Here is a 12,966-nt window from a genome sequence, read left to right on the forward strand (position 1 = left end):
CACCCAATTAAGATATTCTTTCTTTATAGCGATAATTTGACAACGCAAGCAAGAAATACCAAAGGCAACTCAAAGCAACTGATGTAAGCGCAACTCCGCTTTGAGATAGGCATACAAAACAGCGGCCATCACCAAACCCGCCACCCCAAACATCGCCTCCATCAGCAGCATCGCTAATAATAGCTCCCATGCTTTAGCGCGAATTTGAGTGCCAATGATGTGTGCATTTAAAAAATACTCCCCTTTATGAATCAAAACCAAAAAAACCAGCGATGCAATTGCAATCGACAACGATTGCGAGAAACTGACCGTAACAATAATGGCATTAGAAAATAAATTCCCCACGATCGGTAATAAGCCCAAAATAAAAGTTAAAACCAGCATCGTTTTAACAAATGGCAAATGAACACCGACTGCAGGCAAAACCAGTAACACATACACCCCAGCCAACGCGGTATTAATCAGCGATATTTTCAATTGCGCAACCATCACCGCACGAAACGCGACGGCAAAACCTTGCACCCGAATAAGCAGCGCCTGACTTAAACACCCCAACTGATCACGCCGACCGACTTCGCTCAAGGCCACAATACCGCCAATCACCATCCCAACAACACTATGGGCGAACAAAATTCCCAGCTCTTTTCCCGTCGTCTGCAGCTGCGCAGCATGGTGATGCAATACATTCAGTAATTCGGCCTGAATACCCGTCGGACTACTGGGCCAGTCTTCGCTGAGCCATGCCGGTAAAACCCCTTTGGCTTGAGCAATGATTTGCGCCATTTTACTTAACAAGGCAATCAAGCCGTACTCTGATTTCATCAGGCTCAAGATGGCTAAAACCAAGAAAGCCAGCGATGTAATCACCACTCCTGACAACAATGCCAGCGCCAGCCACCGACTCCACGCCATCGACAACGCCCCCAAAGTCAGCCCAGCCAAAGCTTGAATCAATAAAAAAACCAGCATACCGGCCAGCAATGCCGGCACAAGATGTAATAAAAAAATTGCCAGCAGCAAGCCAGCCACAATGCAAAGCGAGGCCACATCAACTCCAGTACTCGGGCGCGGCTCGTGCAAAGGATTCGTCTGCGGCACTTGCACGCGAAATAAACGCATAATTCAACCTCACAATAAATATGGGGTATATCCATCAATACTAGATAATAATTAGTCTAGATGGATATACCTCATTAACTTGCTGATGTATTGATTTCATAAAACCACAAATTAGTGAAACCTACAGTCATTTTTTGTCAACGAGTATGGATTAAATAAGAAAAACCGGTGTCAATAGACCCAGCTTTAGCCTGTTTTGGCTGCGATGAATCGTGAGTCAGGACAATCAAAATCAATACGTCAACACCCCAACTCAAAAAACCAACGACCTGCCATTCAATTTAACTGAATGACTTACACAAGTCTTTTTGCTATTCAATCAAATACCTATGGACTACGATACACACAGATTACCCCAACAGGAATACAACAGAATGCCAACGACCAAAGTACTTGCCCTCAGCGGCAGCTTACGCACCAAATCCAGCAATACAGGCCTACTTCGCTACGCGCAAGCCAACGCACCCGAAGGCATGCACATTGAGATCGCCGACCTAAGCAACATCCCTTTTTACAACGCCGACATCACCGAACCACCAGAAGCAGTAAAAACACTCCTTGCCCAATTTGCCGCTGCGGATGCTTTTTTATTTGCTGGACCAGAGTACAACTATTCCATTTCACCTGCGCTAAAAAACGCCATCGACTGGGCTTCACGCGCGCCAGACAACGCCTTGCTTGGCGGCAAAGCGGCTGCAGTCATGGGCTCTGGCGGCGGCATGGGCACCTCTCGCGCTCAATATCATTTACGCCAAGTTTTTGTCTTTACCGACATCCACCCCATCAACAAACCCGAAGTGTTTGCCAACGCGTTTGCTGGGCAATTTGATGCCGATGGCAACCTGACCGACGAGCGCATTCAAGATGGCGTAAAACAGTTATTAGCCGCACTCGCAACTTGGTCGCTGCAACTGCGAAAATAAAACGCAAACTAAAGACCTAAAATCAACGACAAGCAGCCATAAAAAAACACCCTCGATCTCTCGAGGGTGTTTTGCTTTTATACGAACAACAAATCCATATTATTTATCGGTTAAAGCATCAACGCCTGGCAGCGCCTTGCCCTCCAAGAATTCAAGTGATGCGCCACCACCAGTTGAAACATGGCTGACCTGATCTTCAAGACCCGCTTTTTCAACTGCGGCGACTGAATCACCACCACCGACGATGGTAATTGCGCCATTGGCTGTGGCTTCAACTAAAGCATGTGCAATCGCGAATGTACCGACAGCCGAAGCATCGATCTCAAACACACCCATCGGGCCATTCCACAACACCGTTTTCGCTGACTTGATAATCTCAGCGTACCGCGCACAAGAAGCCGAACCGATATCCACGCCTTCTTGATCCGCAGGAATCGCTGTCGACGACACTTCAACCAAGCCATCTAAAGTACGGGCATCAAAATTCAAAGCGCGCGTCACCATGGTGTCGCTTGGCAACACGAGCTTATCACCCGCTTGCGCAATCAGTTCACGCGCCAAATCAACTTTATCGTTTTCGCACAATGATTTACCAATCTCATAGCCTTGCGCTTTCAAGAAAGTAAACGCCATACCGCCGCCAATGATCAATTTATCCACTTTTGGCAACAAGGCTTGAATCACATCGATTTTGCCGGAGATTTTCGAACCACCAATAATCGCCACCAAAGGACGAACTGGCTTGTTTACCGCTTCACCCAAGAAATCGAGTTCTTTTTTCAGCAAGTAGCCCGCAGCACGTGGCAGATCGACGCCCACCATTGAAGAGTGCGCACGGTGAGCCGTACCAAACGCGTCATTGACAAACACATCGCCCAATTTAGATAAGCTAGCGCGAAATGCCGCCACTTGAGCAGGATCAGCTTTAACTGAATTGCCATCAGCGTCTTTAGCCTTGCCTTCTTCTTCGATATGGAAACGCACGTTTTCCAGCAAGATCACTTGACCGGGCTGAACCGCAGCACACGCCGCTTCTACTTCTGCACCCACACAATCATTCAAAAATTGCACTGGGCTTCCAAGCAATTCAGTTAAACGCGCAGCAACAGGTGCCAAGCTGTATTTTTCTACTTTCTGTCCATTTGGGCGACCCAAATGCGACATCAAAATCACTGAAGCACCTTGCGCTAAGGCATAGCGAATCGTTGGCAATGCGGCACGGATGCGTTTATCACTTTCAACCACGCCATTTTTAACTGGCACGTTAAAGTCAACACGGATCAGAACACGTTTGCCTGCAAGATCGAGGTCTTCAATAAATAACTTAGCCATACACAGTTCTCCAATTAAGCGCGGGTGAATTATATCAAGTGCCAATTGTAGCAAGAACCAGCGCTAAAAACGTTGTCGATTCTCAGTTTATCGCCACACAACATGGGAAATACTACGTATTAATACTAGATTTTCTCTGCGACCAAAAGCAAGCCGACCCCATCAACTGGGATTTTAGCGCCATTGCACCGCCATTCGAGCAAATTGTAAGCGACGAGCAGCGCCCAAAGCCTTAGAATAGCGACGCTTACAAAGGAACAATCATGGCAATGAAGAAATTTGAATTAGAAAAACGTAAAGCTGAAAAGCTACACAATGATCTCGGTGCAGCTAATGCACCCGCTCGTTTTGGTCAAGCAGCAACCACACTGCTCGACAAAAAAGAGCAGCGCAAACAAGATCAAGCCAAAGGCTTGGTGCCATTTGCCTGCAAACTCAATAAAGATCTCGTGCAAGAGCTACACACCCGTTGCTCAGAACGAGAAATGACACTTAATGATTTGGTGGCTGAGTTGATTCAAACCGGCCTCGCTAAATAATGCAACGCACCATTTTTGATACTCCCATCATTCGTGATGTAATGCCAAGGCTATCAAAATGGTTGCTCAACTCATTAGGGTGGCGCCTAAAAGGTGACTTTCCTGCGCTAGATAAATATGTACTCATCGCTGCGCCACATACCAGCAACTGGGATTTCCCCATCGGACTGGCGCTCTGCTTTATTGCACGGCAAAAAGTCTACTGGATGGGCAAGCACACTTTGTTTGTCGGTCCACTTGGACTTTTAGCGCGTTGGCTCGGCGGTATTTCTGTTGATCGACGCAAGTCCAACTCTTTAGTTGAACAAATTGCCGATGTTTATCAGCGCAGTGAACGCCTTATTATTGCCATTCCGCCGGAAGGCACACGGCAAAAAGTACATCGCTGGAAAACCGGGTTTTACTATATCGCATTGAAAGCCAATATACCCATCGTACTGGGATACATTGACTTCAAAGAAAAAACCGGTGGTTGTGGTATGGTTTTTTATCCAACAGGGGATATTGAGGCTGACATGCTGGTGATTCAGCATTTTTACCAAGGTATTAGCGGAAAGAACCCTCAGTACCAATAAGAGGTAGACGTAAAAAAACCCAGCAAGCTGGGTTTTTTTCTACATCAACAAACCAAGTTAATTAAACTGGTTGAATGTTTGATGCTTGCTTGCCTTTAGGACCAGTAGTAACGTCAAACGAAACTTTTTGGCCTTCAGCTAAAGTTTTGAAACCTTTAGAGTTGATTTGTGAGAAGTGAGCAAACAAATCTTCGCCGCCTTCATCAGGAGTGATGAAACCGAAGCCTTTAGAATCGTTGAACCACTTAACTGTACCTTGAGCCATTTTGTATTTCCCTAAAAATAAAATAAATATAAAGCACGAAAATCAAGGGAAATGAAGCACTGCGGTACGGCAAGGCCACTACATCACACACATCCACTACTTGAAGATCCTGCAGCTCGTATCTTCGCTGAGCGCGCCGCTGCTGGCAAGCATTATTTGAGGTTTTCCGACAAAAAGGGTGGATTAAGTCAATATTTACTGAAAAGCACACTATTTTTAAGGGCTGACACCTTATTTTTCGAGCACAGCGGCCATCGTCGCCTTTAATTTTTCAACTTCTTGTTCCAAATAAGCAACTCGTGCCACAAGATCCAATTGCGGCATCTCCACCGAAGATACCGGTGGCTCCCCGGCCAATAAATGACACCAACGACATTCTCTCGCGCCAGCTTGCTTCGATATTTGCAAAACCAGAGCCGCAGGTTGCCGTGCGGCGAGCTCCTCTAAAAAGCCTTCAACCGCCGAAATATCAGCAAACCGGTGCAAACGTTCGCAATTTAAGCGCAACTCACCCGACGTTTGCGGTCCGCGTAACATTAGCACGGCCAATAACGCGACCGATTGACTCGGAATACGCAACACCTTCGCCAACGCCTGCTCATAGCGCAGTACACGTCCCTTATTGACTTCTAGCACCCAACCCTGTTCACGCAAATGATCAAGCGCGACAAGAAGCTCGCCCTCTGTCGCGTCAATCACCGGATCACGACTGGATTTTTGATTGCACGCTGCAAGCAAAGCATTCAAAGTTAATGGATATGAATCCGGTACGGTGTGTTGTTTTTCGATTAAAGCACCGAGTATTCGTACTTCTAACTGACTTAATTTATTGACTTCAATCATTGAGCGCGCTCCTTGTTAAACCATCACATTATCTTCGCTTCATGCTCAAATCAAAACTATAAATACAGCATGATTTATAAAATCAGCACAAAATCAAAAAGCAGTAATTAAATTTATTTACATACCTATTTTTTCACACGCCAGATATCGTTTCTGGATAAGTGATACCAACAAGCAATATGAAAAAATTGCCTCAACCTCAACGAACTGATTTCAACAAAGGCTAGGTCACGCAATGAAAACTCAAGGGCTACAGAATCCGCAAGTTATCGACTGGAGTGCATTTGTTGATTTTCGGGACGGGCTGATCGACTCCGCACCACAAATAGAAAACCTACTCGCCGAGCTCAAACAAACCCCAGACGATCTTAGTCGTATCACTCAATTATTTCGTTTATTTCACAATATCAAAGGCGATGCGGGGCTCTGTCGCCTGCCGTTTATTATTCCCTTGATTCATGGCGTTGAAACCATTTTGTCGCGAATGCGAAGCAACGAATTAGCTTTTAGCGATCTACTTGCCGAGGTTATCTTACTAACCTTAGATCGGCTAGAACAAACCATTGAATTGCTCGGGGACAATGAATCAGCGGCTGCATTAGCCCTACCCACACTGGCACTCGGTCTAGAGGGTTTATCGCTACAGAGCACAGACAGTATCGATGCCAGCGCAATACGTCTGATTGAGGCAGTAACGGGCTTTCGACCGGGGTTAAGCAAAATCCCACAAAGAGATGCCAGCAATGCGGCACGTGATAATGCAGAGCGCCACGAAGACCTCAATTTTTTTCATCAGCTTGCATTACAACTTGAAACGCGCTCACCTTTATTTACAGGTCGCACTGCAAGAAATCTTGAATTGGCACTTGAAACCAATCGCGCGGCAGGAAGTCGAGTCAATCCAACTCAACTCGAAGCGGCAATTTACCTACACGACATCGGCATGATGTTCTTACCCGAAAACTACTGGCTAAAAATCGAATCCTTAGATGAATCTGCGCGCCAAAAAATTAATTTGCATCCTGCATGGGGAGCTGGAATAACAGCCAGAATGGTCGGTTGGCAAGACGCGGCACAAATGATTATTCAACACCATGAAAAACCCAATGGCAGCGGCTATCCCAACCAACTAAAACACGCTGAAATATGTGATGGCGCGAAAATTTTAGCCATTGTTGATGCTTTTGACTCGATTTTATTACGCCATAGCCATCGTGGTCAGCAACGCTCAATATTACGAGCGATTGCTGAAATCAACGCGTCTGATCGACAATTTTCTGCCGAATGGATTGCCCCATTTAATCAGGTCATACGGCAAATGCTCGAAAATAAATAAGATTGAGCGTCTGCGCATAAAACCCAAAACCCAGCCTAACTGATCAATCACAACAGATCGGCGATTTAAAATCGCTCATTGCTTTGCACAAATCGCCACTGCCCTTCAGTCAAACTGCCCAAACCAATCCGGCCAATTCGAATGCGCTTGTATGAGCGCATTTGAATGCCGACCGACTCACATAAGGCGGGTAAAAAATCAGGGATCGCCGCTCGCAAAACAACGCGCAATTGCTGATCGCTTTGTCGGGTTATTTTATACGGTTTCAAAACTGCACCATCAAACTTAGTCCGGCTATTCATGAGTTTTAACGATTCAGCAGTAAGCTCACCATCAAACCACAATAAATACTCTTGCTCTAACTCCGTCGCCAAAGAACGGGCCAGCCGCGTATCTTGCGTCAGCACCAGCAAACCTTGCGCGGCAGAATCCAAACCGCACGGTACTTGCAAATGAGGGAGCGCCTTTTTTAACAATACAAAACCAGTTCGATCACTCGCATCACGATGTTCAGTATTCAATAGCGTCTGCCACGTCTCACCTTCAGCTTCTGGCCAAGCGGCATATGCAACCGGCTTGTTCATCAACAGCGTTACTCGATCAGGTTGTTTATGCAGCTGCATTTTAACCGCCAGTACGACCACCTTCTGCTCTGTCGTCACACGACTGCCCAGCTGATCAACAACTTGACCATCCACAGTCACGCGCCCCAGTTCAATCAACTCATCGGCCTCACGACGCGAGCACAAGCCAAGTTCGACCATGCGTTTGGAAAGACGAATCAGTTCTTGCGTCATTGGGGTTTCCTTATTAAAAATAACCATTCATTATGGGCACATTGCGCGGAACTTAACCATCGCCAGCAATGAGCAACTCAAAAACAAAAAACCGGCCCTTAGGCCGGTTTGTGTCAGCAAAGCACCAATTAACGTGTGCCGCTACCCACTTGTACAATACGCATTGTGTTTGCACCCGAGCCAACACCGGATTTATGCACACCCAAAGTCACTACTAATTTATCACCCGGGATCACCACACCAGCACGTAGCAACTCAAGCTGGGCAGATGCCAATTGCTCTTCACGATCAGCACCCACTTTCGGATCCATCATGATCGGACGAACGTGGCGGAACAACGCCAATTTACGATAGGTATTCAATTCTTGCGTAAACACATAGATTGGCACGCCAGTATTGTAACGCGATAACCACAATGCAGATGCACCAGAATGTGAAATACATACAATCGCTTTAATTGGCAACTTGCTAGCGGCATACAAGGCCGACATCGCAACCGCTTCATCAATGCGAGAGAAGTCACTCACATTATCAAACTCAGCCTCAACCTTGCACTCACCAGAGCGCTCCGCTTCAAAGCAAGTCCGCGCCATCGCTTGTACCGCTTCAAGCGGGTATTTACCCGCAGCGGATTCCGCCGACAACATCACCGCATCTGTACCATCGAGTACCGCATTGGCGCAATCTGATACTTCAGCCCGTGTTGGTACTGGGCTTTCGATCATTGATTCCATCATTTGCGTCGCAGTAATGCTCAATTTGTGCATTTTACGCGCCATCTTGATCATGCGTTTTTGCAGCGCTGGCACCGTGGCATCACCCACTTCAACCGCCAAATCACCCCGCGCAACCATGATGCCATCCGATGCGGCCAGAATTTCTTCCAAATTAGTAATCGCTTCGGTCCGTTCGATTTTGGCAATCAAAGCACCATGGCCGCCAGCTGCGCGGAGTAACGTGCGCGCCATATACATATCAGCCGCTGATTTTGGAAATGAAACCGCAACATAATCTGCCTGCAAAGCCGCTGCAGTTTTAATGTCTTCCATGTCTTTGGCCGTCAATGCCGGCGCAGTCAAACCACCGCCTTTGCGGTTAATCCCTTTATTGTTTGACAGCAAGCCACCGACAGTCACCGTGGTGAAGACTTTAGCGCCAACAACAGAATCAACGATCAACTGAATTTTGCCATCATCCAGCAACAATTCAACGCCCGCTTCCACATCATTTGGCAACTCTTTGTAATCCAAGCCCACGGTGTCTTGGTTACCCAATTCACATTCCGCATCCAAAATAAATTTGGCGCCTTTTTTGAGCTCAATTTTATTTTTTTCAAATTTACCAACGCGGATTTTGGGGCCTTGCAAGTCAGCCAAAACAGCCACCGACTTACCCAATTTAGCCGCAATCGAGCGCACCATTGCCGCGCGATCAGTATGGTCTTGCGCTGTACCATGAGAGAAATTCAAACGTACGGTATTCACGCCCGCAACGATGAGACTTTCCAGCACCGCTGGATCATTCGACGCAGGGCCGAGGGTGGCAACAATCTTAGTACCGCATTGCATACTTTTAAATCTCCAATGAGTGGCCAAAAACATCAGCCAACAATACGCGACTTCTTCGCGCAAAAACATGACAAAAAACAGGAAAACTGTAGATGACGATTGTAAATTAAGCCACTCAGACAACATGGGTCGAGCGCATCATCGCCAAAGAAAATACATATCTAACGTATTACCAGCTATGCGTTACAGCAATTAGTCTGTAATGATATACCCCAATAGGGTTTCAAACCACTACTGGGTATTTTTGCCAACGGCATGGCTGGCCTTTTTAGCGACTGTTTTTTCTGCCGATTGATACGCCAGATAATAACGATTCACTGTCGAAACATAATCGACCATCCCTTTACTCACTTGGTTCATTGCCGTTTTTTCAACATTACCTAACCAAACATTGGGATCCAAGCCTTGCGCCTTCGTTCGGCTTCTAATCTGCGCTAATCGCCCTTCTCCGGCGTTATACGCGGCAATCATAAAGTACAGTTGATTGTCTTCTGATATGCCCTGCTGACTAAACACTTTACGTAGGTAAGCCAAATATTTAGCCGCCGCAGTAATATTACCTTCATTGCCATGCGGATCACTCACCCCCATCGCCCTTGCCGTTGATGGATTGACCTGCATCACGCCTGTCGGGCCGTTTTTACGCACCACCGGATTTAATTTGGTTTCTTTTTGCCCAATCGCCGCCAACAACATCCAATCTAAATTATTCGCCGCAGCAATAGTCTGAAACATCGGCATAAAAAAGCCCAATTTATCCAGCGGTGAAATCGCCTCAGAACGCGCCGCTTTGGCATCCACCGGCAAGAAACGTTGGGTTGCGCGGATCGCGGCATCCATCGATACTTTTTTCGTTGCTATATAACGATTCAAAGCCGCAAGTAGTCCACTATCTGCTGGCCGCGTCACCCACGCCAGCTCGACGCGCTCAGCAAGACAACTACCCACTTGAACGTCTTTAAATCGCTCTCCCCACAGTTTTAGTATCGCCCGACTCATGATGGTATACGCCGTTTTCCCAGCATTGATTTCCGCCAACAACGATTCAACCGACTGCCCCAGCGGCGGATCTTCAAGCGCCAGCGCACTCAATTCGCCTTGGCCCGCCAGCAATCGACGCCCCAAACTACTCGAACTGAGCAATACTGGCGTCTCACCCAAGGCGTCAAAACGAGTTATTTCGCTCGATTTAGGTCCAAGCAAACACCATTCATCCTTTGCGTAAGGCGTGGAGAATGAAATCAATGAGCGAGCCCCTTCAGTAATCGGGATTAAACCTGCGGCAATATCCCCCTCTCCGGCCAATAGAGCAGGAATCAACTCACCACTGTCCATAGGGATAAATTGAATCCGAATCGGTGGCAAGCCTTTGGCGCGAGTTCGATTAAGCTCTGCCTCAAAACCGCTCAATAAAGCGTACTCTAAGCCGTAAGGGCGACCATCTTTTAAAAAATAAGTCGATGCCCCCAAGCCCACCAACACGCGAATTCGATCTGGCGGATTATTCACATCAAAAGCTCCCGCTTGCGCCAAAGCACTTTTTGCTTTGAGCGCTGGATGGGTGCTTTTCAAACTAGCGACCTCTGCTTTAACCTTGCTCGGCTTCGGCGGGCTCGACCAAGCGATACCAGCCACACACAGCAAAATGACGCACAGAACGAGTCGTTTCATCCCGCTACTCCACAATGAGATTGAGCACGATTCTAATCGTTAACGTGCCGAAGACCCAACACACCCGTATAATCGCGGCTTAAATTGCAAATTAAAGAGTCTGTTATGCCCTTGTTACTGGTTGAAAACGCCCACCTCGCCTTTGGTCACTGGCCACTATTGGATGGCGCTGGCCTTGTTTTAGAGCCTGGAGAGCGGGTTGGTTTAATTGGCCGCAATGGTGCAGGCAAGTCGTCACTACTCAAAGCCATCGCTGGTGTACAAAAACTCGACGAAGGCACGATTCGTTTAGTTGACAACGCAAGAATGGCTTTTGTTCCGCAAGAGCCCATGCTCAACCCTGAGCACACTGTATTTGAAGCGGTTGCCGAAGGCCTTGGTAATATTCGACAAATCTTGCTCGATTACCATGCAGCGCTCGATCACTTAGACGATAGCCAAGAAAGCCTAGATCGTCTGACTGAAATTCAGCATGAACTGGAAAGCCAAGATGGCTGGCGCTTAGATTCGCTTATTTCGACCACCATGTCGCAACTCAGCCTACCACCTGAAACATTGATTTCAGCACTCTCTGGCGGCTGGAAAAAGCGCGTCGCCATTGCGCGAGCTTTAGTAACCGAGCCCCAAGTCTTGCTGCTCGACGAGCCGACCAATCATTTGGATGTGAGCGCGATTGAATGGCTAGAAACCATGCTCAAAGGCTTTGGTGGCAGTGTCTTATTTATCACCCATGATCGCCGCTTTTTGGATAATGTAAGTAATCGTATTATTGAACTCGACCGCGGCAATATCGTGAGCTTCCCAGGCAATTTTGCGGCTTATGAAGCCAAAAAAGAAGAACTCATCGCGCAAGAAGAAGTGAATAATAAAAAGTTTGATAAAGACCTTGCGGCAGAAGAAGTTTGGATTCGCCAAGGTGTCAAAGCACGCCGCACCCGCAACGAAGGTCGCGTTCGTCGTCTTGAACAATTACGCCGTGATCGCTCAGAACGTCGTGAACGTCTTGGTAAAGTGGAGTTCCAAGTTGAAGCTGGCGATCGCAGCGGCAAAATTGTCGCTGAGCTCGAAAACGTCAGCAAAGCCTACGGTGATAAAGTCCTCATCAAAGACTTTAGCACCCGCATTTTGCGTGGCGACAAAATCGGCCTAATCGGCCCGAACGGCGCAGGCAAAACCACCTTACTTAAAATGATTTTGGGCGAACTTGAACCCGATACCGGTTCAGTGAAAGCCGGCACCAAGATCCAAGTCGCTTATTTCGACCAGTTCCGTGAACAACTTGACGAAGAAAAGTCAGTGGCCGACTCTGTCAGTCAAGGTGATGATTTCGTCGAAATCGGTGGTCAACGCAAACACATCATGGGTTATTTGGAGCAATTTTTATTCCCCGCCGAACGTGCACGCAGCCCGGTTAAATCACTATCGGGGGGTGAACGCAATCGTTTACTCTTAGCGCGCCTATTTACCCGCCCGGCTAACGTTTTGGTGCTCGATGAACCAACCAATGATTTGGATATTGAAACGCTTGAACTCCTTGAGCAATTACTCGATGAATATCCGGGCACGGTATTTTTAGTCAGCCATGATCGCGCCTTTCTCGATAATGTCGTAACCCAAACCATCGTCTTTGAACCTAACGGCCAAATCATTGAAAACGTCGGCGGCTATCAAGACTGGATTGATGCCAAAGCACGCATGCTCGCCAGCCGTGAGCCTAGCAATAAAACCAACACCAACAAAGAAAGCAAACCGGTTGAGCGCAGCAAAACGCCAAAAACCAAATTAACCTTTAATGAATCCCGTGAATTAGAAAGCATCCCCAAAGAAATCGCCTTACTCGAGCAAGAACAGACAGAATTACAACAATCTTTGCTTGATCCAGCAATTTATCGCGATTCTCCTGCAAAGGCCAAAGCAATGCAGGCTAGAATCGATGAGATTGATGCAATCACCATTGAAAAAATGGAACGCTGGGAAGCTTTAGAGGCCAAATAAAAG

Annotated in this window: 12 protein-coding genes; 5 read left to right on the forward strand and 7 right to left on the reverse strand. The window is 47.2% G+C overall.

Translation table 11 applies throughout. The features are described from left to right. Positions 1 to 69: 69 nt before the first annotated feature. Positions 70 to 1,119: an AI-2E family transporter gene (locus LG219_RS10345; protein ID WP_226764414.1), complete on the reverse strand. Its 1,050-nt coding sequence runs from the start codon at positions 1,117 to 1,119 to the stop codon at positions 70 to 72. Between the two features lie 374 nt (positions 1,120 to 1,493). Here LG219_RS10345 and LG219_RS10350 point away from each other — a divergent pair, with 374 nt between their 5' ends. Beyond that, positions 1,494 to 2,042 (forward strand): NADPH-dependent FMN reductase, encoded by a 549-nt coding sequence (locus LG219_RS10350; RefSeq protein ID WP_226764415.1) that lies wholly within the window; start codon positions 1,494 to 1,496, stop codon positions 2,040 to 2,042. A 99-nt stretch (positions 2,043 to 2,141) separates the two neighbouring features. On the opposite strand, the gene LG219_RS10355 is transcribed toward LG219_RS10350, so the two are convergent. Next, positions 2,142 to 3,374 (reverse strand): phosphoglycerate kinase, encoded by a 1,233-nt coding sequence (locus LG219_RS10355; RefSeq protein WP_226764416.1) that lies wholly within the window; start codon positions 3,372 to 3,374, stop codon positions 2,142 to 2,144. 263 nt (positions 3,375 to 3,637) lie between these two features. Between LG219_RS10355 and LG219_RS10360 the strand changes: the two genes are divergently transcribed. Together LG219_RS10360 and LG219_RS10365 are read left to right on the forward strand one after the other, a co-directional pair. Next, the gene (locus LG219_RS10360; RefSeq protein ID WP_226764417.1) at positions 3,638 to 3,913 is read left to right on the forward strand and encodes a hypothetical protein; all 276 of its coding nucleotides are present in this window, start codon (positions 3,638 to 3,640) and stop codon (positions 3,911 to 3,913) included. After that, positions 3,913 to 4,488: a lysophospholipid acyltransferase family protein gene (locus LG219_RS10365; RefSeq protein ID WP_226764418.1), complete on the forward strand. Its 576-nt coding sequence runs from the start codon at positions 3,913 to 3,915 to the stop codon at positions 4,486 to 4,488. The genes LG219_RS10360 and LG219_RS10365 overlap by 1 nt, the downstream gene beginning before the upstream one ends. Before the next feature lie 61 nt (positions 4,489 to 4,549). Here the strand turns inward: LG219_RS10365 and LG219_RS10370 are convergent, their stop codons facing one another. Together LG219_RS10370 and LG219_RS10375 are read right to left on the reverse strand one after the other, a co-directional pair. Beyond that, positions 4,550 to 4,753, reverse strand: coding sequence for a cold-shock protein (locus LG219_RS10370; protein ID WP_173533694.1), 204 nt, complete (start codon positions 4,751 to 4,753; stop codon positions 4,550 to 4,552). A 231-nt stretch (positions 4,754 to 4,984) separates the two neighbouring features. Then, positions 4,985 to 5,596 carry a YceH family protein gene (locus LG219_RS10375; protein WP_226764419.1) on the reverse strand — a complete coding sequence of 204 codons (612 nt, stop codon included), beginning with the start codon at positions 5,594 to 5,596 and terminating at the stop codon, positions 4,985 to 4,987. A gap of 235 nt (positions 5,597 to 5,831) precedes the next feature. On the opposite strand from LG219_RS10375, the gene LG219_RS10380 reads away from it, so the two are divergent. Beyond that, complete coding sequence (locus tag LG219_RS10380) at positions 5,832 to 6,932, forward strand: HD domain-containing phosphohydrolase (RefSeq protein WP_226764420.1); 1,101 nt, start codon at positions 5,832 to 5,834, stop codon at positions 6,930 to 6,932. Positions 6,933 to 6,997: 65 nt separating this feature from the next. On the opposite strand, the gene LG219_RS10385 is transcribed toward LG219_RS10380, so the two are convergent. The 3 genes from LG219_RS10385 to LG219_RS10395 form a co-directional block, all read right to left on the reverse strand. Continuing rightward, positions 6,998 to 7,729: a S4 domain-containing protein gene (locus LG219_RS10385; protein ID WP_226764421.1), complete on the reverse strand. Its 732-nt coding sequence runs from the start codon at positions 7,727 to 7,729 to the stop codon at positions 6,998 to 7,000. A 128-nt stretch (positions 7,730 to 7,857) separates the two neighbouring features. Next, positions 7,858 to 9,297 carry a pyruvate kinase gene (gene pyk / locus LG219_RS10390; protein ID WP_226764422.1) on the reverse strand — a complete coding sequence of 480 codons (1,440 nt, stop codon included), beginning with the start codon at positions 9,295 to 9,297 and terminating at the stop codon, positions 7,858 to 7,860. 231 nt (positions 9,298 to 9,528) lie between these two features. Next, entirely contained in the window at positions 9,529 to 10,968 is a 1,440-nt protein-coding gene (locus LG219_RS10395) for an MltF family protein (RefSeq protein WP_226764423.1), read from the reverse strand. A gap of 105 nt (positions 10,969 to 11,073) precedes the next feature. Between LG219_RS10395 and LG219_RS10400 the strand changes: the two genes are divergently transcribed. Beyond that, positions 11,074 to 12,963 carry an ATP-binding cassette domain-containing protein gene (locus tag LG219_RS10400; protein WP_226764424.1) on the forward strand — a complete coding sequence of 630 codons (1,890 nt, stop codon included), beginning with the start codon at positions 11,074 to 11,076 and terminating at the stop codon, positions 12,961 to 12,963. Positions 12,964 to 12,966 lie beyond the last annotated feature (3 nt).

The sequence above is a fragment of the Deefgea salmonis genome (assembly GCF_020531905.1).
Classification (GTDB): domain Bacteria; phylum Pseudomonadota; class Gammaproteobacteria; order Burkholderiales; family Chitinibacteraceae; genus Deefgea; species Deefgea salmonis.

Bases quoted from the DNA above. Each gene is read 5' to 3' on its own strand.
- LG219_RS10380 (WP_226764420.1), top strand. From the start codon at position 5,832: ATGAAAACTCAAGGGCTACAGAATCCGCAAGTTATCGACTGGAGTGCA.
- LG219_RS10345 (WP_226764414.1), bottom strand. From the start codon at position 1,119: ATGCGTTTATTTCGCGTGCAAGTGCCGCAGACGAATCCTTTGCACGAG.
- pyk (WP_226764422.1), bottom strand. From the start codon at position 9,297: ATGCAATGCGGTACTAAGATTGTTGCCACCCTCGGCCCTGCGTCGAAT.
- LG219_RS10375 (WP_226764419.1), bottom strand. From the start codon at position 5,596: ATGATTGAAGTCAATAAATTAAGTCAGTTAGAAGTACGAATACTCGGT.
- LG219_RS10400 (WP_226764424.1), top strand. From the start codon at position 11,074: ATGCCCTTGTTACTGGTTGAAAACGCCCACCTCGCCTTTGGTCACTGG.
- LG219_RS10360 (WP_226764417.1), top strand. From the start codon at position 3,638: ATGGCAATGAAGAAATTTGAATTAGAAAAACGTAAAGCTGAAAAGCTA.
- LG219_RS10355 (WP_226764416.1), bottom strand. From the start codon at position 3,374: ATGGCTAAGTTATTTATTGAAGACCTCGATCTTGCAGGCAAACGTGTT.
- LG219_RS10395 (WP_226764423.1), bottom strand. From the start codon at position 10,968: ATGAAACGACTCGTTCTGTGCGTCATTTTGCTGTGTGTGGCTGGTATC.
- LG219_RS10370 (WP_173533694.1), bottom strand. From the start codon at position 4,753: ATGGCTCAAGGTACAGTTAAGTGGTTCAACGATTCTAAAGGCTTCGGT.
- LG219_RS10350 (WP_226764415.1), top strand. From the start codon at position 1,494: ATGCCAACGACCAAAGTACTTGCCCTCAGCGGCAGCTTACGCACCAAA.
- LG219_RS10365 (WP_226764418.1), top strand. From the start codon at position 3,913: ATGCAACGCACCATTTTTGATACTCCCATCATTCGTGATGTAATGCCA.
- LG219_RS10385 (WP_226764421.1), bottom strand. From the start codon at position 7,729: ATGACGCAAGAACTGATTCGTCTTTCCAAACGCATGGTCGAACTTGGC.